General features: G+C 73.8%; 16 protein-coding genes. 7 read left to right on the top strand and 9 right to left on the bottom strand.

The genetic code is table 11. From position 1 onward, the window contains the following. Positions 1 to 206 precede the first annotated feature (206 nt). Genes AC6CH9_RS18005 through AC6CH9_RS17995 form a run of 3 tightly spaced genes read left to right on the top strand, consistent with a single transcriptional unit; the run spans position 207 to position 1,854 of the window. Complete coding sequence (locus AC6CH9_RS18005) at positions 207 to 575, top strand: DUF3099 domain-containing protein (protein WP_498156129.1); 369 nt, start codon at positions 207 to 209, stop codon at positions 573 to 575. Then, the gene (locus AC6CH9_RS18000) at positions 572 to 820 is read left to right on the top strand and encodes a hypothetical protein (RefSeq protein ID WP_237842974.1); all 249 of its coding nucleotides are present in this window, start codon (positions 572 to 574) and stop codon (positions 818 to 820) included. The genes AC6CH9_RS18005 and AC6CH9_RS18000 overlap by 4 nt, the downstream gene beginning before the upstream one ends. Next, positions 817 to 1,854, top strand: coding sequence for an SURF1 family cytochrome oxidase biogenesis protein (locus tag AC6CH9_RS17995; protein WP_498156128.1), 1,038 nt, complete (start codon positions 817 to 819; stop codon positions 1,852 to 1,854). Before AC6CH9_RS18000 ends, AC6CH9_RS17995 begins: the two co-directional genes overlap by 4 nt. Here the strand turns inward: AC6CH9_RS17995 and AC6CH9_RS17990 are convergent. Next, positions 1,827 to 3,425 (bottom strand): ABC-F family ATP-binding cassette domain-containing protein, encoded by a 1,599-nt coding sequence (locus AC6CH9_RS17990; RefSeq protein ID WP_168731736.1) that lies wholly within the window; start codon positions 3,423 to 3,425, stop codon positions 1,827 to 1,829. The genes AC6CH9_RS17995 and AC6CH9_RS17990 overlap by 28 nt on opposite strands. A 257-nt stretch (positions 3,426 to 3,682) precedes the next feature. Here AC6CH9_RS17990 and ypfJ point away from each other — a divergent pair, with 257 nt between their 5' ends. Further along, positions 3,683 to 4,585, top strand: coding sequence for a KPN_02809 family neutral zinc metallopeptidase (gene ypfJ / locus AC6CH9_RS17985; RefSeq protein WP_498156127.1), 903 nt, complete (start codon positions 3,683 to 3,685; stop codon positions 4,583 to 4,585). Between the two features lie 33 nt (positions 4,586 to 4,618). Here ypfJ and AC6CH9_RS17980 read toward each other — a convergent pair whose 3' ends face one another. Then, on the bottom strand, positions 4,619 to 5,752 hold the full coding sequence (locus AC6CH9_RS17980) for a GNAT family N-acetyltransferase (RefSeq protein WP_498156126.1): 1,134 nt from the start codon (positions 5,750 to 5,752) through the stop codon (positions 4,619 to 4,621). 118 nt (positions 5,753 to 5,870) lie between these two features. Here AC6CH9_RS17980 and metH point away from each other — a divergent pair, with 118 nt between their 5' ends. Continuing rightward, a complete protein-coding gene (gene metH, locus AC6CH9_RS17975; RefSeq protein ID WP_498156125.1) occupies positions 5,871 to 9,464 on the top strand; it encodes a methionine synthase in 3,594 nt (1,197 codons plus the stop codon). 53 nt (positions 9,465 to 9,517) lie between these two features. Here metH and AC6CH9_RS17970 read toward each other — a convergent pair whose 3' ends face one another. The 3 genes from AC6CH9_RS17970 to AC6CH9_RS17960 are packed head-to-tail and all read right to left on the bottom strand — an operon-like array spanning position 9,518 to position 14,192. After that, positions 9,518 to 10,522, bottom strand: a complete 1,005-nt coding sequence (locus AC6CH9_RS17970; protein WP_498156124.1) for an NAD-dependent epimerase/dehydratase family protein — start codon at positions 10,520 to 10,522, stop codon at positions 9,518 to 9,520. Further along, positions 10,519 to 13,173: an alpha/beta fold hydrolase gene (locus AC6CH9_RS17965; RefSeq protein ID WP_498156123.1), complete on the bottom strand. Its 2,655-nt coding sequence runs from the start codon at positions 13,171 to 13,173 to the stop codon at positions 10,519 to 10,521. Before AC6CH9_RS17965 ends, AC6CH9_RS17970 begins: the two co-directional genes overlap by 4 nt. Then, positions 13,170 to 14,192: a 3-oxoacyl-ACP synthase III gene (locus tag AC6CH9_RS17960; protein WP_498156122.1), complete on the bottom strand. Its 1,023-nt coding sequence runs from the start codon at positions 14,190 to 14,192 to the stop codon at positions 13,170 to 13,172. Before AC6CH9_RS17960 ends, AC6CH9_RS17965 begins: the two co-directional genes overlap by 4 nt. 344 nt (positions 14,193 to 14,536) lie before the next feature. Here AC6CH9_RS17960 and AC6CH9_RS17955 point away from each other — a divergent pair, with 344 nt between their 5' ends. Both AC6CH9_RS17955 and AC6CH9_RS17950 read left to right on the top strand, forming a co-directional pair. Further along, complete coding sequence (locus tag AC6CH9_RS17955; protein ID WP_498156121.1) at positions 14,537 to 15,184, top strand: dihydrofolate reductase family protein; 648 nt, start codon at positions 14,537 to 14,539, stop codon at positions 15,182 to 15,184. Between the two features lie 46 nt (positions 15,185 to 15,230). Then, entirely contained in the window at positions 15,231 to 15,671 is a 441-nt protein-coding gene (locus tag AC6CH9_RS17950; protein ID WP_498156120.1) for a VOC family protein, read from the top strand. Between the two features lie 11 nt (positions 15,672 to 15,682). Here AC6CH9_RS17950 and AC6CH9_RS17945 read toward each other — a convergent pair whose 3' ends face one another. The 4 genes from AC6CH9_RS17945 to AC6CH9_RS17930 form a co-directional block, all read right to left on the bottom strand. Then, the gene (locus AC6CH9_RS17945) at positions 15,683 to 16,051 is read right to left on the bottom strand and encodes a DUF2200 domain-containing protein (RefSeq protein ID WP_498156119.1); all 369 of its coding nucleotides are present in this window, start codon (positions 16,049 to 16,051) and stop codon (positions 15,683 to 15,685) included. A gap of 81 nt (positions 16,052 to 16,132) precedes the next feature. Continuing rightward, complete coding sequence (locus tag AC6CH9_RS17940; protein WP_498156118.1) at positions 16,133 to 16,708, bottom strand: DUF6580 family putative transport protein; 576 nt, start codon at positions 16,706 to 16,708, stop codon at positions 16,133 to 16,135. Next, on the bottom strand, positions 16,705 to 17,181 hold the full coding sequence (locus AC6CH9_RS17935) for a DUF4430 domain-containing protein (RefSeq protein ID WP_498156117.1): 477 nt from the start codon (positions 17,179 to 17,181) through the stop codon (positions 16,705 to 16,707). The genes AC6CH9_RS17940 and AC6CH9_RS17935 overlap by 4 nt, the downstream gene beginning before the upstream one ends. Before the next feature lie 64 nt (positions 17,182 to 17,245). After that, complete coding sequence (locus tag AC6CH9_RS17930; protein ID WP_498156116.1) at positions 17,246 to 17,890, bottom strand: cation efflux transmembrane domain-containing protein; 645 nt, start codon at positions 17,888 to 17,890, stop codon at positions 17,246 to 17,248.

The raw sequence follows: 17,890 nt of genomic DNA, 5'->3' as shown, positions 1-17,890 counted from the left end.
CGGCTCCTCGGGACGGTCGGGTGGGTCGGCGGCCGGGGACGGTTCACGCACGGCCCGTGCCGGGTGGGCCTGGCGCGGGCTCGTGACAGGCCCGCGCGAACGCGCCGCACCGACCGTACCGCGCGCGGGCCCCGCCGTGCGCGGTGCGCCGAGGTCACACCGCTCCCCCACACTTTGTGGGGTCCCGACAAACGTAGACTGGACGGGTGAGCACACGACGCACGGCCCGGAGGTCGGCCGAGGCGGTCCCGAGCATCACGTCAGCCCCGGAGCCGCTGGCCGCCGACCAGTCACGCCGCGAGCGCAAGTACCTCATCCAGATGGGCATCCGCATCGTGTGCTTCGTGGCCGCGATCCTCGTCGCGCCGAGCTGGCTGACCTGGGTGTTCGCCGCTGCGGCGATCGTCCTGCCGTACAGCGCGGTGCTCATCGCCAACACCGGCCGCGACCAGGCCCACTACGACACCTCGCCGATGGAGCACCGCGCGCTGCCTGCCGCCGGAGTGCCGGGATCCCACGGGATCGCCGGCGGAGAGTCGCCCGACCTGCAGGACCACGAGGAGGACCACCGGTGACCGACGTCCTGGGCCTCGCCGACCCCGTCGGCGAGGAGGATCTGGTGTGCAGCGCCAAGGGCTGCCGCGAGGCGGCCGTCTGGGGCCTGCTGTGGAACAACCCCAAGATCCACACGCCCGAGCGGCGCAAGGTCTGGCTCGCGTGCGACGCGCACCGCGAGCACCTGGAGACGTTCCTCGGCGCCCGCTCGTTCTGGCGCTCGACCGTGCCCGTCGACGAGCTCGAGCGCCGGGCGGCCCCGTGACGCAGACCGCGCCGTCGAGCCCGGCGCCCGGTGCCCCAGCAGGCCCGACGCCGCAGCGCGCCACCGCGGACGCGCACCAGCCGCGCACGCCGCGGCAGTGGGTCACCCTCGCGGTCGGGGTCCTCGTCCTCGTCGCGCTGTGCCTCGTGGCGGGACGCTGGCAGTGGAACCGCTACGTCGCGCGCGAGGCGGAGATCGAGCGCATCGAGACGAACTACGCGTCCGAGCCGGTGCCGGTCGACGCCGTCCTGGACGGTCCTGGTGCCACGCTGGGCGAGGCCGACCTCTGGCGCCCCGTGACGCTCGTCGGCCGCTACGAGACCGATGCGACCGTCCTGCTGCGCAACCGCCCCGTGGGCGGCAGCCCCGGATTCCACGTGCTCGTCCCGTTCGTGACGAACCCCACGTCCTCCGCGCCCGACGGTCTCGTCGTGGTCGTCGATCGCGGGTTCGTCCCGCTCGGCAGCGACGCCGTCACGCCGGGCGACGTCCCAGCACCCCCGGAGGGCGAGGTCGAGGCGACCGTGACGCTCCGGGGCGACGAGCCGCCGTCGGGCCGCGACGCACCCGACGGGCAGGTCCAGGCGATCTCCACCGACCAGGTGCTCGCCGCCGGCCCCGACGGCGCGGCGTGGGCGGACGGGCGCACGGTCGGCGCGTACGGGCAGCTCCGCACGGAGGTGCCACCGGCCGACGAGACGCTCGAGGCCCTGCCCAAGCCCGACACCGACCCCGGGTCGCACCTGTCGTACGCGTTCCAGTGGGCGGTGTTCGCGATCGGCGCGGTCGCCGGCTTCTGGCTCCTGGTCCGTCGCGACCGGCGCGACGCGCGCGGCGAGGAGACCACGCTCACCGCGGGCGACCTGCTCGCCGCCCAGGACCCGGATGCCGCCCGGGCGCGCCGTGAGCCGCGGTCCCGCCGGCCCAGCGCCGAGGACGAGGAGGACGCCCTCATCGACGCCCAGCTCGACGGGCACGTCGGGGCCGCCCATGGCCGGCGGCCCGGTCAGGCGAGCGAGACGAGCTCCGCGTAGTCGTCGCTCCACAGGTCCTCGTCGCCGTCGGGCAGCAGCAGGACGCGCTCGGGCTCGAGCGCCTCGACCGCGCCGTCGTCGTGCGTGACCATGACGACGGCGCCCTCGTACGTCTTGAGCGCCCCGAGGATCTCGGCGCGCGACGCGGGGTCGAGGTTGTTCGTCGGCTCGTCGAGGAGCAGCACGTTCGCAGCCGAGACGACGAGCGTCGCGAGCGCGAGGCGCGTCTTCTCCCCGCCGGAGAGCACGTTCGTCGGCTTCTCCGCGTCGTCGCCCGAGAACAGGAACGACCCGAGCACCGAGCGCACCTGGGTGTCCGTGAGGTCGGGCGCGGCGTGGCGCAGGTTCTCGACGACCGTCGCGTCCATGTCGAGCGTGTCGTGCTCCTGGGCGTAGTAGCCGATCTTCAGCCCGTGGCCGGGGTGGACCTCGCCCGTGTCGGGCTTCTCGACACCGCCGAGGATGCGCAGGAGCGTCGTCTTGCCCGCGCCGTTGAGGCCCAGGACGACGACGCGGCTCCCCCGGTCGATCGCGAGGTCGACGCCCGCGAAGACCTCCTGCGACCCGTACGCCTTGGACAGGCCGCTCGCGGTGAGCGGCGTGCGGCCGCACGGCGCGGGCTTCGGGAAGCGCAGCTTGGCGACCTTGTCGCTCTGGCGCTCGCCCTCGAGCCCTGCGAGCATCTTCTCCGCGCGGCGCATCATCTGCTGCGCGGCGACTGCCTTGGTCGCCTTGGCGCGCATCTTCTCGCCCTGGGCGAGCAGCGCGCCCGCCTTCTTCTCGGCGTTCTGCCGCTCGCGACGGCGGCGGCGCTCGTCCGACTCGCGCTGCGCGAGGTAGGCGTCCCAACCGAGGTTGTACTGGTCGAGCTCGCCGCGGTTCGCGTCCAGGTGGAACACCTTGTTCACGGTCGCCCGCAGCAGCTCGACGTCATGGGAGATCACCACGAACCCGCCGCTGTACGACTTGAGGTAGTCGCGCAGCCAGATGATCGAGTCCGCGTCGAGGTGGTTCGTCGGCTCGTCGAGGAGCAGCGTCTCGACCCCGGAGAACAGGATGCGCGCGAGCTCGATGCGGCGACGCTGACCGCCGGACAACGTGCTCAGCGGCTGGCCGAGCACGCGGTCGTCGAGGCCGAGGTTGCTCGTGATGCGGTGCGCCTCGCTCTCGGCGGCGTACCCGCCGGCGGCGAGGAAGCGCGCCTCGAGCTTCGGGTACCGCTCCATGGCGGCCTCGTGCGTCTCGACGTCGGCGCTCGCCATCGCGCCCTCCGTCTCCCGCATCTGGCGCACGATCTTGTCGAGGCTGCGGGCCGAGAGCACCCGGTCCATCGCGATGACGTCGAGGTCGCCCGTGCGCGGGTCCTGCGGCAGGTAGCCGATGTCGTTCCCGCGCGTGATCTTCCCGGCCGTCGGCTGGGTCTCCCCCGCGAGCGTCTTGGTCAGGGTCGTCTTGCCGGCGCCGTTGCGCCCGACGAGACCGATCCGGTCGCCCGAGGCGATCTGGAAGGTCGCCTCGTGCAGCAGGACGCGGGCGCCGACGCGCAGCTCGACGCCGTGAGCGGTGATCACGGGAGGGTCCTCTCGGGTGGTGCGGGTGCCCGACGACGGCCCTCGCCCGGCCGGTCGGCCGGCGGCTCGTCGTGGGGCCGGGTGCGTGCGCCCCGGCGTCCGGGCCTCGTCGATTCTACGGGCGCCCGGCGTCGCGTCCCACCCCATTCCGCCGGGCGCACGTGTGAGGCGGCTCCCCGACACGGGTTCGCGCACGCGCGGCGGTCGGGCACCCCCACCAGGACGCCTGGTGCGCGGCCCGGCGGTAGCGTTGACCTGTGACTTTCCAGGAGGGTGGCTCGTTCGAGGGCGGACGGGTCCGCAAGGGCGGCGGCCGACGCGGCACGATGATCGCCGGGGGCGGGATCGGGGCCGTGCTCGTCGCTCTGCTCATCGCGTTCGTGGGCAACCAGACCGGTGTCGACCTCAGCGCGCTCACGGGCGGCGACGGGTCGGACTCCGGCGCTTACGGCGAGGGCCAGCAGGAGTACATCGACACGTGCACGGCCGAGGAGGCGAACTCGACGCGCGAGTGCCGCCTCAACGGCACGGTCCAGTCGCTCGACGCCTACTGGACCGACGCGCTCCCCGAGCAGGCGGGCGTCACGTACGACCTCCCCCAGGTCGTGAGCTTCACCGGGCAGGTCTCGACGGGCTGCGGCGCGGCGACCAGCGCCGTCGGGCCGTTCTACTGCCCGCCCGACCAGACCGTCTACATCGACCTCGGCTTCTACGACGACCTCACGAGCCGGTTCGGCGCGAACGACGGCGGCCTCGCGGAGATGTACGTCGTGGCGCACGAGTTCGGGCACCACATCGAGCAGCTCGTCGGTGCGATGGACGCGGCGGACCGCCAGGGCACGGGCCCCGAGTCCGACTCCGTCCGCATCGAGCTCATGGCCGACTGCCTCGCCGGCATGTGGGCGGGCCACGCCGCGAGCACCGTCGACCCGGACACCGGCGTGACGTTCCTCGCACCGATCACCGACCAGGAGCTGAACGACGCGCTGTCCGCCGCGTCCGCCGTCGGCGACGACCGCATCCAGGAGGCCGCGACCGGCCAGGTGAACCCCGAGGGCTGGACCCACGGCTCGAGCGAGCAGCGCCAGCGCTGGTTCACCATCGGCTACAACGGCGGCACGATCCAGGACTGCAACGCCCTGTCCGCCTCGACGCTCTGACCGCTCCCGCCGAGTCGATCTCGCGGGTCGTCGTCAGAGCTCGATCGAGTACATCCGCGAACCGGTGACCTTCTCGTAGCCCAGGCTCGCGTACAGGCCGTGCGCGCCGGACGGGTTCTCGGTGTCGACGTCGAGCGCTGCGTACTGCATGCCGTCCGCGGCGAAGGCGCGCATCCCGGCCGCGAGCGCCGCGACGGCGATGCGACGTCCCCGGTACGCGCTGCGCACGCCGAGGAGCTCGGTGTAGCCGAACGTGTAGCCGCGCACGGGGAAGTCCTCGTCGTAGCGGCCGGCCATCTCGTAGCCGACGACGAGCGGCTGGCCCGCGCGGAGCGCCGCGGCGGTCTCGGGGTCCGTCGTCGGGTCGGCGAGCAGCGCGTCGACGTCGGGCGCGTCGTCGACCACGAGGAACGACCACCGCGGCGCGAACTCGCTGCGCCCGTGCGCCCACGCCTCGGAGGTGCGGGGCTCGCTCCCCCAGTGGTCGCGGAACGCGTCGTTGTGCGCGAGGCGGGTCGCCTCGTCGAGCTCTGCCGACCACGGGACGAGCCGCAGCGACCCGTCGAGCGGCACCTCGGGGATGGGCGTGGAGAGGTCGCGACGCAGGTCGGCGTAGAAGCGGCGGGTCTCGAGCCCGAACCGCGCGTAGAGCCGCGCCTTCTCCGGCGGGTCCGTGTCCTCGCCGTAGGTGAGCAGACGCGCGGGCAGCTCCTTGCCGCTCGCCGCGAGGAGCTGGCGTCCGCGCGCGATCTCCCACGCGAACAGCTCACGCCCGACGCCGCGCCCTCGGTGGGTGGGGTGGACGCCGCCCCAGAGGAACGCGCGCACGGTGTTCGCGTCCCCCGGGTTGGTGTCGACCAGGGCGTACGCGCGCAGCGTCCCGTCGGTGTCGACGCCGACGAGCGAGTCGGCCGCGAGGTCGCGCCACGGCGCGGTGAACAGCTCCTCGATCTCGCCGATCGTCTCGCGGTACGGCTCCTGGTCCGCCTCGGCGATGCCGTTGCGCAGGGCCAGCAGCGCGGGCGCGTCGGCCGGTTCGGCGGGGCGCCACGTCAGCTCGCCCGCGGTCACGGCCGGGAGGGTCGACGGCGCGGCGGCGCGCTCGGCGATCGGGGCGAGCGTCGTGGGGGCCGGATTCTCGACCTGGTCGGTCGCGGGAGAGGACATGCCGACCACGGTAGGTGCGCCCACGCCGTCGGGCACGCGCTTTTCCCGCCCACCCCGGACGCCAGGTGCCGCTGAGACGTGATCCCACGACCGGGCGCGCGCGCTCTACGCTGCGAGCATGCCGATCGTCGTACCCCAGGATCTCGCCGACGCCCGTTCCCGGGCCCTTGCCGACGCGCTGCGCACGCGCGTCGTCGTCGCGGACGGCGCGATGGGCACGATGATCCAGGAGCAGGACCCGACGCTCGAGGACTACCAGGGGCTCGAGGGCTGCAACGAGATCCTCAACGTCTCGCGGCCCGACATCATCGCCGCGGTGCACGACGCGTACCTCGAGGTCGGGGTCGACGCGATCGAGACGAACACGTTCGGGGCCAACTGGTCCAACCTGTCGGACTACGACATCGACGACCGCATCCGCGAGCTCGCCGCGGCCGGGGCGCGGATCGCGCGCGAGCGCGCCGACGCGTTCGCGACCGCCGACCACCCGCGCTGGGTGCTCGGCTCGATGGGCCCGGGGACCAAGCTGCCGAGCCTCGGGCACACGACGTACGCGCACCTGCGCGACACGTTCGCCGAGCAGGCCGCGGGCCTGCTGGAGGGCGGGGTCGACGCGATCCTCGTCGAGACGAGCCAGGACCTGCTCCAGGCGAAGGCCGCGGTGACGGGGTCGCGGAAGGCGATGCGCGACGTCGGGCGCGAGGTGCCCGTGATCGTCCAGGTGACGGTCGAGACGACGGGCACGATGCTCATGGGCTCCGAGATCGGGGCTGCGCTCACGACCCTCCAGGCGCTCGACGTCGACGCGATCGGCCTCAACTGCGCGACCGGCCCGGCCGAGATGAGCGAGCACCTGCGGCACCTGTCGCGGCACGCGGAGATTCCCGTCACGTGCATGCCGAACGCGGGGCTGCCCGTGCTCGGACCGAACGGCGCGACGTACCCGCTCACGCCCGACGAGCTCGCCGCCGCGCACACGCAGTTCGTCACCGAGTTCGGCCTGGGGCTCGTCGGGGGCTGCTGCGGCACCACGCCCGAGCACCTGCGCCGCGTCGTCGAGGCGGTGCGTGCGCGGCCGGTCGTCGAGCGCCACCCGGAGCGCGAGAACGGCGTCGCGAGCCTGTACTCGCACACCGACCTGCACCAGGACGCGTCGTTCCTCGCGATCGGCGAGCGCACGAACGCGAACGGGTCCAAGGCGTTCCGCGAGGCGATGCTCGCGGAGAACTGGGACGAGTGCGTCGAGATCGCGCGGGCGCAGACGCGCGACGGCGCGCACCTGCTCGACGTGTGCATCGACTACGTGGGGCGCGACGGCGTCGCGGACGTGCAGCAGGTCGTCTCGCGCCTCGCGAGCGCGTCGACGCTCCCGCTCGTCATCGACTCGACCGAGCCCGAGGTCATCGCGGCGGGACTTGAGCTCGTGGGCGGGCGCGCCGTCGTGAACTCGGTGAACTTCGAGGACGGCGACGGGCCGACGTCGCGGTTCGCGCGGATCATGCCGCACGTCGTCGAGCACGGGGCGGCCGTCGTCGCGCTGACGATCGACGAGGAGGGACAGGCGCGCACCGCGTCAGGCAAGGTGGCGATCGCGACGCGGCTCGTCGAGACGCTGACGCGCGACTGGGGCATGCGGGTCGACGACATCATCGTCGACGCCCTGACGTTCCCCATCGCCACGGGCCAGGAGGAGACCCGGCGCGACGCGATCGAGACGATCGAGGCGATCCGCGAGATCACGCGCCGCTACCCCGGCATCCACACGACGCTCGGCGTCTCGAACGTGTCGTTCGGCCTCAGCCCCGCGGCGCGCACCGTGCTCAACTCGGTGTTCCTCCACGAGGCCGTCGAGGCCGGGCTGGACTCCGCGATCGTGCACGCCGCGAAGATCCTCCCCCTCGCGCAGATCCCCGACGAGCAGCGCGAGGCCGCGCTCGACCTCGTGTGGGACCGGCGGCGGTACGACGACGAGGGGAACCTCGTGCACGACCCGCTCGCCCGCCTGCTCGAGCTGTTCGAGGGCGTGGACTCGGCGGCGCTCAAGGACCAGCGCGCGGCCGAGCTCGCGGCGCTGCCGGTCGGCGAACGGCTCGAGCGGCGGATCGTCGACGGCGCGCGCAAGGGTCTCGAGGAGGACCTCGACACCGCGATGGCGTCCGGGCTCAAGGCTCTCGACATCGTCAACGACCACCTGCTCGAGGGCATGAAGGTCGTGGGCGACCTGTTCGGGCGCGGCGAGATGCAGCTCCCGTTCGTGCTCCAGTCCGCCGAGGTCATGAAGACGGCGGTCGCCTACCTCGAGCCGCACATGGAGAAGATCGAGGGCTCGAGCGGGTCCAAGGGCACGATCGTGCTCGCCACCGTGCGCGGCGACGTGCACGACATCGGCAAGAACCTCGTCGACATCATCCTCACCAACAACGGCTACACGGTCGTGAACATCGGCATCAAGCAGCCGATCTCCGCGATGATCGAGGCCGCCGAGGAGCACGACGCCGACGTCATCGGCATGTCGGGGCTGCTCGTGAAGTCCACCGTCGTGATGAAGGAGAACCTCGCGGAGCTCGCGTCGCGCGGCCTCGCCGGCCGCTGGCCCGTGCTGCTCGGCGGCGCGGCGCTCACGCGCACGTACGTCGAGGACGACCTCGCGGGCCAGTTCCCCGGCGTCGTCCGGTACGCGCGCGACGCGTTCGAGGGGCTGCGCCTCATGGAGCCGCTCGTGCGCGTCGCGCGCGGCGAGTCGCCCGACGCCGTCGGGCTGCCCGCGCTGAAGAAGCGCCGCCACGCCGTCGTCACCGTGACCGAGACGCCCGTCGAGGACCTGCCCGCGCGGTCCGACGTCGCGACCGACAACCCGGTACCCGCTCCCCCGTTCTGGGGCACGCGCCTCGTCAAGGGCGTCCAGCTCGCCGAGTACGCGGCGTTCCTCGACGAACGCGCGACGTTCATGGGCCAGTGGGGGCTCAAGCCCGGCCGAGGTGACGACGGCGCGTCGTACGCGGAGCTCGTCGAGACCGAGGGCCGCCCGCGGCTCAACGCGTGGCTCGACCGGATCCGGACCGAAGGCATGGTCGACCCGTCGGTCGTGTACGGGTACTTCCCGGTGTGGTCGGAGGGCGACGACGTCGTCGTCGCGCACCACGGCGCCGGGCTCGCGGGGATCGGCGCGCCGGACGGCGGGTCGGGCGGCGAGCCCGGGACGGAGCGGCTGCGCTTTACGTTCCCGCGCCAGCGCCGCGACCGGCACCTGTGCCTCGCCGACTTCGTCAAGCCGCGGTCGTGGGTCGAGGAGACGGGCCGGTACGACGTGCTGCCCGTCCAGCTCGTCACCATGGGTGCCTCGGTTGATCAGCACACCGCGAAGCTGTTCGCCGGGAACCACTACCGCGAGTACATGGAGCTCCACGGCCTGTCGGTGCAGCTCACCGAGGCGCTCGCCGAGATGTGGCACTCGCGCGTGCGCGCCGAGCTCGGGTTCGCCGACGAGGACCCGACCGAGGTCGAGGGCATGTTCAAGCTCGAGTACCGCGGCGCCCGCTTCTCGCTGGGCTACCCGGCGTGCCCGGACATGGAGGACCGCACCAAGGTCGTCGAGCTCCTGCGCCCCGAGCGCGTGGGCGTCGAGCTCTCCGCGGAGCTCCAGCTCCACCCGGAGCAGTCGACCGATTGCTTCGTGTTTCATCACCCCGAAGCGAAGTACTTCTCCGTCTGACGTTTCGCGCTCTGAGCGTGGTCGGGGGAACGGACGGGCACCGCGGAACGGCGTCAGGCGGCGGTGCCGCCGTAGTGCGCGGCCAGGCGCCGCAGCCCCTCGTCGACGCTCACGGCGGGGCGCCAGCGCAGGTCGCGGCGCGTGGCTCGCTGGTCGAACCAGTGCGCGGTCGACAGCTGCTCGGCCAGGAAGCGCGTCATCGGCGGCTCGTCGGCGCCCGGGCGCACACGCCAGACGGCCTCGACGAGGCTGCCCGCGGCTCGCGCGACCCCGGCAGGGACGCGCCACCGCGGTGGCTCGACGCCGCCCGCCCGGCAGATGCCCGTGAGCAGGTCGGCGACGGTGCGCGGCTCGCCGTTGGTCAGCACGTACGCGCGGCCGTGCACGTCATGGGCGCGGTCGAGCGCGGCGAGGATGCCGTCCGCGGCGTTGTCCACGTAGAGCGTGTCGATGAGCGCCGCGCCGTGCCCCAGCAGGGGCAGACGCCCGCCCGCCGCCCGCTCGAGCACCCGCTCGACGAGCTGGGTGTCGCCCGGCCCCCACACGAGGTGCGGGCGCACGGCGACGACGCTCGGTCCGGTCCCGACCGACCCGTCCGGCCGCCGACGGCGGTCCCGGCCCAGCGCGAGCAGCTCGCCCGCCGCCTTGGTGCGCGCGTACTCGCCGCGCGCGTGCTCGGGGTCGGCCGGCGTCGTGCCCGCCCCCACCAGGGACGAGCCCAGGTGGGCCACCGACGGCGAGGACACCTGCACGAACCGCTCGACTCCCGCGCGCTCGGCCGCGTCGAGGAGCGCGCCCGTACCCTCGACGTTCACGGCGCGGAACTCCGCGGGCTCGCCCGCGAGCGACACCTTCGCCGCGAGGTGCACGACCGCGTCGACGCCCTCGACGGCGCGCGCGACGGCGGCCGGGTCGGTCACGGACCCTTGGACGTCCTTCGCGCCCGGCACGCCAGAGGCGCGACGCTGGAGCGTGCGGACCTCGTTGCCGCGTGCCACGAGCGCACGGGCGACGGCGCCTCCGAGCAGCCCGGACGCCCCGGTCACGAGCACGGTCACGGCTGTCCCACCCGCCCGCCGGCGAGGACGCCGTCCGCCCAGGCGGCGAGGCGCGTCCGGTCGATCTTGGAGTTGTGCCGCACGTCGGTGGGCATGCGCGGCACGACGAGCACGGCCGCGAGCGCCACGGGCGACGCGGCGCGGACGGCGGCGGTCAGCGCCTCGGGCGCCAGCCCGGGGCGCCGCACGCCCGGCTCGGTCTCGACCACCGCAGCCGCCTGCTGCAAGCCCGCGGGTCCGACGCCGACGACGGCGGCCCGCCGCACCTGCGCGACCCGCTCCACGTGCTGCTCCGGACCCACGGGTGCCAGCGGGCCGTCGGCGGTGCGGAGCACGTGCCCGAGCCGCCCCTCGATCCACAGGCGGCCCTGCGCGTCGAGGTGCCCGATGTCGCCGGTGCGGTGCCACCGTCCGGGCGGGGTGTCGTGCTCGGCGGCCAGGTCGGTGAGCCACAGCCGGTCGTAGCGCTCCTTGAGGTGCCCGGCCTGCACGAGGACCTCCCCGAGCACGCCGGGCGCGGCCGACGGCATGCCGGTCGCGGCGCCGTCGTCGTCGAGCGCGCTGACGAGCACCTCCGCCCCGGGCACGGGGCGGCCCACGCACACGCCCGCGTCGGGGGCCGCGGCGGCGTCGCGGATGCCGTCGAGCGTGACGTCCGTGACGAGCAGGCACTCCGTCATCCCGTACGGGGTGTGCGCGGTGGCGGCGGGCATGAGCCCGGCGGCCGAGCCGAGCAGCTCGGCCGAGATCGGCGCGCCCGTGGAGAGGAACGTGCGCACGCTCGCGAGGGCGGTGCGGTCGGCGGCATCGAGCGCGTCGGCGGTCGCGACCACGTTGAGGATCGCGGCGGGAGAGAGGAAGACGATTCGCGCGTCCGACGCGCGCACGGCGTCGGCGACGGCCCGGGCGGTGAGCGTACGCGGGGAGGAGACGTCCATGCGCGGCGTCACCGACCGGGTGCCGAGCGCGGGCCCGAGCAGCGCGAACGGGGCGAAGCCCGTGACGAGCCCGGTGTCGGGGCCGACGTCGAAGTGCTCGGCGAGCGTGTCCCGCAGCGCGGAGAGGCGGGCGTGGGAGTACACGACGCCCTTCGCCGGGCCCGTGGACCCGGACGTGAACAGCACGGCGGCCTCGTCGTCGGGGCCGGGCTCGGGCGGCAGCGTCGCGCCCTCCCCGGCGCGCGCGACGTCGACGAGCTCGTGCGCCACGCCCAGCACACGACGGACCGCGGGCGCGAGCGGGTCGGCCGAGATCCGCACCCCGGGCCAGCCGAGCGCGCGCGCTGCGGCCAGTCCCTTGGTCTGCGCGACGACGAACCGCGGCCAGGCCCCGCGCTGGGCGCGGGTGAGCCCGCGCACCCCCAGCCCGGCGTCGGCGACCACCACGACGGCCCCGATCCGCAGGCACGCGTAGACGAGCGCGGTCAGCGTGGGACCGGGTTCCACCAGCAGCGACACCCGGTCGCCCCGGCGCACCCCGATCGCGTGCAGCCCCGCCGCCACCCGTCGCACCTGCCGGTCCAGCGCCTGCCAGCTCACGACGCGGACAGACCCGTCGGCATCGGTCGCCGCCATGTCCAGCACCGCGGGCGCGTCGTCCCCCGCGCGCGCGTCGAGCCCCGCCCACAGCGGCACGAACGGCGCGGCGGCACCCCGCTCAGCACCGTCGGTAACGACACCGGACAGCACGTCGTCCCCGAGCCACCCGAGAACGGCAGGCGTCCAATCGGCGTCCTCGGCGACGAGATGGCCGGCGTCCGCGAAGCGATGCACGTGCGCGTGCGGCAGTCGCCGTGCGAGGTCGTCGAGGTAGCGGTCGGAGAACACCGGGTCGTGCGGTCCCCAGAGCAGCACGGCGGGCACGCGGAGCCGCGTGACGCCGGCGGCGATGCGGTCGAGCTCGGGAGCGCTGGGGTGCGCGGCGTCCACGGGGATGTCGGCGACGAAGCCCTCGATCCCGTCGCGGTCGTGCGCGGTGCGGTAGGGCAGCCGGTAGGCGCTGGCGACGTCAGCAGGCAGGCGCGGGCGCGCCAGGGCGAGCGTCGTGTCGAGGAAGGCGGGCGTCGTGCGGGTGCCGAGCCGGTGCACGGGCCCGGCGAGCGCGAGCCGCAGCGGCGCGGGCACCGGGGCGCCGTCGGGCTGGTGCACGGCGGTGTTGAGCAGCGCGACGCCGGCGAGGAGGTCGGGGTGGTCGACGGCCCAGCCGAGGGAGACGACGCCGCCCCAGTCGTGGCCGAGGGTGACGACAGGCCCGGCGAGACCGAGGGCGTCGGTGAAGGCGCCCAGGTCGGCGACGCGGCGGGCGAGCGGGCGGTGCTCTCCCGTGCGGGCGGAGAACCCCATCTCGAGCTGGTCGACGGCGACGACGCGCCACGCCGCACCGCCACCCCGGGCGGCGGCGACGGAGTCGGTGACGAGACCGCGCCACAGGTAGGACCACGTGGGGTTGCCGTGCACGGCCAGCACCGTGCCGACGGGCACGATGCCGTGCCGCTCGAGCTCAGGACCGGTGTCGAGGTAGTGCCAGGTCGCGCCCCGAGCGTCACGCAGCACGTGGCTGTGCCGCGGGTCCAGGCCCGGCAGCCCGTGCGGGGCGGTGCATGCGGGGCGCAGGAGGGGATCGGTCGCGGGGGTGAGGGCGGGCCCGCTCACCAGGCCAGCTCCAGCATCGCCGTGTTGATGCCCGAGCCCACGCCCATGAGCAGCACGCGGTCGCCGGCCCTGAGCGTGTCCTGCTCCTCGACGAGCGTGATCGGCACGGACGCCGGCCCCACGTTGCCGAGCCGGTCGTAGGTGACGGGCACGCGGGAGGGGTGCAGGCCCACCGCCTCGACGATCGCGTCGGTGTGCACGCGCGAGACCTGGTGCGTGATGTACCGGTCCATGGACGACCAGTCCCAGTCGGCCACGGCGTCCTTCCAGGCGTCCACGACGAGCTCGAGGCCGCCCTCAAGCAGCGCCTTGGCGTCGGTGAACATGCCCTCCGTGCTGCCGACGCACAGGTCGTGGAACCGCGTGGCAGCACGAGTGACGCCGCCGAGCACGCGGTGGGCGCTCGGGTGCTCGTCCGCGCGGCCCAGCACGGCGGCGGCCGAGCCGGAGCCGAGCGTGAGCGAGGCGAACTCCTGCATGAAGTCGTCGCGGTCGCGGCCCTCGTCCAGCAGCCGCGCGATCGTGCGGTCGTGGATGACGTCGGCGTCCTCGCCGTCCACGACGACCGCGTAGCGGACCTGGCCGGACTCGATCATGCCCGCGGCGAGGCTCATGCCGTTGATGAAGCCGAGGCACGCGTTGGCGACGTCGAAGTTCGTGGCGGACGACGGCAGGTCGAGCCCGTGGTGCAGCCGCACAGCGACCGACGGCTCGAGGTGCTTGCGCGTGACCGACGTGTTGATCAGGAGCCCGACGTCGCTCGGATCGACCCCTGCGGCGTGCAGCGCCTCCTGCCCCGCGGCGACCGTCGCGGCGTCGACGTCCTCCTGCGCGGTCCAGGCGCGCCGCTCGTGCACGCCCGCCACGCGTTGCAGCAGCGTGGACGGCAGGCGCAGCCGTCGCAGGGCCGGAGCGAGACGCTCCTGCACCTCGGCAGACGTCCGCACGCCGACGGGAAGCCGACTGGTGACGGAGAGCAGCGCGACGTTGGTGAACCTGACGGTGGCGTTACCTGACACACGAGCTCCAGACGGCCGGACGCGCGAGCGCCCGGCTCAGCGACGAGACGACCGGGGGACGTGACCGCCGGTGCGACCGCGCCGGGCAGAGGCGACGGCCGGTGCCGCCCGCTCCCGCGTCCTTGAGCGTAGGACGCTCGGCGGGTGCCCGCCGTTCCAACCGTGCGCTGTGGGGTGCGCCACGTCGACACGGTCGGGCCGCGCGCGGCGGCACGTCGGGTCGTCGAGCGCACCTCATTCGTCGTCGTGGCCGAGGTGGTCGGTTCCCTCCCGTTGCTCGATGAGTTCCCCGGAACCCCGCGGTCTACCCCTGGACCGAGACGGCGAGCGACCTGGAGACGACCATGGGATCCATCGAGATCGAGCTGTTCACGACCCTCGACCTCGTCGGGCAGGCGCCCGGCGGGCCGGAGGAGGACCCGGAGGGCGGGTTCGCGTTCGGCGGGTGGCAGGCACCGTTGCTCGACGACGTCGCGGGCGAGCAGATCGCCGCGGCGTACGAGGGCACGGACGCGCTGCTGCTCGGGCGGCGCACGTACGACATCTTCGCGTCGTACTGGCCGTTCCAGGAGGGCGGGCAGGACGACGACTTCGCGGCGCTGTTCAACCGCATCCCCAAGTACGTGGCGTCGCGCGGCACGCCGGACCTGTCGTGGGCCGGGTCGACGCTGCTCGGCCCGGACCTGCCTGCGGCGGTGCGCGAGGTGCGCGACCGACACGAGCACGTCAAGGTCGTCGGCAGCCTCGACCTGGTGCAGACACTGCTGCACGAGAAGCTGTTCGACCGCCTCGACCTGTGGGTGCACCCCATCGTGCTCGGGACAGGCAAGACCGTGTTCGACGGCGGCGCCGTCCCCACCAACCTCACCCTCCTCGAACCGCCCGCGCCGAGCCCGACGGGCACCGTCCTGCTGCGCTACGGTTTCGCCGACGGGACGCCCGGGACGGGCGACATGAGCGAGCCGGGGCGCGGCGTCGACCGCGACGCGTGACCCTGGGACCGGACCGCACCGCCGCACGAGACGAGGAGGCAACCGCATGACGATCCAGCGGCTCGACAACGTGGCCGTCGTCGTCGACGACCTCGACGCGGCCATCGCGTTCTTCGCCGAGCTCGGCATGGAGCTCGAGGACCGGATGACGATCGAGGGGAGGTGGGCCGAGCGCGTCGTGGGGCTCGACGGCCTGCGCTCGGAGATCGCGATGATGCGCGTCCCCGACGGCCATGGGCGCCTCGAGCTCACGCGATACCACGCGCCCGCGCCGCTCGACCTCGGCCTGGGCACGGCACCGCCCAACGTGCTGGGCCTGCACCGGGTGATGTTCGCCGTCGACGACATCGACGACACGGTGCGGCGCCTCGGGCCGCACGGCGGGGAGGTGATGGGAGAGATCGTCCAGTACGAGGACGTCTACCGGCTCTGCTACCTGCGCGGGCCGGGTGGCGTCATCGTCGGGATAGCGCAGCAGCTCGGCTGACTACCCGGCAACTACGAGGCGGGGGCGGTCTCCCCGCGCAGGATCGACGTCATCTTCTTTCCGCGCGCGACCTCGTCGACGAGTTTGTCGAGGTAGCGGATCTTCTGCATGAGCGGGTCCTCGATGTCCTCCACGCGGACGCCGCAGATCACCCCGGTGATGAGCGCGGCGTTCGGGTTCCACGCGGGCGCCCGGTCGAAGAACTCCTCGAGCGTGATCTCGTCCGCGACCGCCTGCGCCAGGCCGGCGTCGTCGTAGCCGGTGAGCCAGCCGATGACCTGGTCGAGCTCGTCCGTCGTGCGCCCCTTGCGCTCCACCTTGGTCACGTAGAGCGGGTAGATGCTCGCGAAGCTCATCCCGAAGATCCGGTGTCCCGCCATGGGTGTCCTCCTCCTGCCCGCCCGAGCCCGTCGCCGGCACAGCCCGAACGGCCGTCCGGCACGGACCACGCTACCGCGGGGTCAGGCGGGTCGGGCTGCGACCATCCCGTGCGACGCCTCGAGCCGGTCCACGAGCAGCGTGCCCGCCGCGACCAGCGGCACGAGCACGAGGTTGCCCAGCAGCATGGTGCGCAGGAACGGCAGGCCCGCGACGTAGCTCGCGACGAGCCCGTCGACGCCGGCCGGGTACCAGACGCCGCGACCCTGGAGCCAGACGCCGAAGTTGGTCCAGGCGAAGAACCACAGCGAGCCCGCGATGCCGAACGCCGCGCCCGCGCCCACGCGCCGCCAGCCGGTCGTGTTCCGCGCGAGCAGCGAGCCCAGCCCGACGACGAGCCACGCGCTCCACGTGAACAGCGCGATCGCGGTGTTGCCGAGCACGACGTCGGACACGACGGTCACCGCGAGCGGCACGACGAACGCCCACCGCGAGCGCAGCAGGATCGTGGCCGCGAAGGTCGCCGCAGTGACGAGCTCGAGGTTCGGCGGCGCGCCGAGGTCGGCGCGCACGAGCCGCCACACGACAGCAAGTGCCGCCAGCGCCACGACCAGCGCCGGGCGCCACCAGCGCAGTGCCACGCTCGACGAGCGCGTCACGAGGTGAACGTCTCGAGCTTCCACGTGATCTCGTCCCCGTCCGTCGTCTCGAGGGATCCTGCTCCCACGGTAGCCATCTCGCCGTTGACGTACAGCGCCCAGAACTCGCTGTCCGGATCGGCCGCGACGCCGTCGATCGCCGTGACGAACGCGTTCTCGCCCTCGCCGGTCACCTGGGCGGACGGGTCCGCCTCGAGCAGCAGGTCGAGCGCGGTCGCGCCGGCGCGGCCCTCGTAGGAGAGCTCCGGAGCGTCGTCGGTGTCGCCGGACTCGTCGTCGGACGCCTCGTCCGTCGCGTCGTCCGTCGCGTCGTCGGCGGGCGCGCTCGTCTCCTCGCTCGCGGTCGACGTCGTGGCGTCGGTCGCGGGCTCGTCGGTCGACGAGCACCCGGCCAGCAGGCCCGCGGTGAGCAGGACGGCGGTCAGTGCGGTGAGCGGGCGTGCAGGGGTGTCGCGGAAGGTTCGGAGGGTCACGACGCCAGCGTACGGAGCGCCCGGCGGGGCGCGCCCGGGCGCCCGCCTGTCGGACGACGCGCCGTCACCCGATCTCCTCCCCCGCGACGGCCTTGGCGGCGAGACGCTCCTCCTCGCTGACCTCCCAGACCTCGTAGGCGGAGTGGAAGGCGAGGAGGATGATCCCGCACCCGAGCACGAGGTCCGGCCAGCCCGACCCCGTCCAGGCGGTCACGAGGCCCATGGCGATGACGGCGACGTTCACGAGGACGTCGTTGCGCGCCGAGAGGAACGCGGCCCGGCTGAGCGACCCGCCGTGGTGCCGCACACGCACCAGGAGCCACGCGCACACGCCGTTGACGACGATCGCCCCGAGCGAGGCGAGGACGAGCGGCCCGACCTGGGGCGCCGACGGGTCGCCGAAGCGCTGCACGGCCTCCCAGGCCGCGAAGAGGGCGGGTCCGAGGATGAACAGCGCCATGACCTTGCCCAGCACGGCGCGCCGCGCGAGGGGGAAGCCCAGCGCGACGGCGATGAGCAGGTTGATCGCCGTGTCCTCGAGGAAGTCCACGCTGTCGGCGAGCAGCGACACCGACCCCGCCGCGAGCGCTACGGACAGCTCGACGACGAAGTACGCCAGGTTGAGCGCGGCGACGACCAGGACGACACGACGCAGACGGCGCGCGACGTCGGCCGCGTCGGGCCGGCGCGCGTCCTGGCCGGTGGCCAC

This window comes from Cellulosimicrobium sp. GQ32 (assembly GCF_059758455.1).
This window is presented reverse-complemented; position numbering and strand designations above follow the sequence as displayed.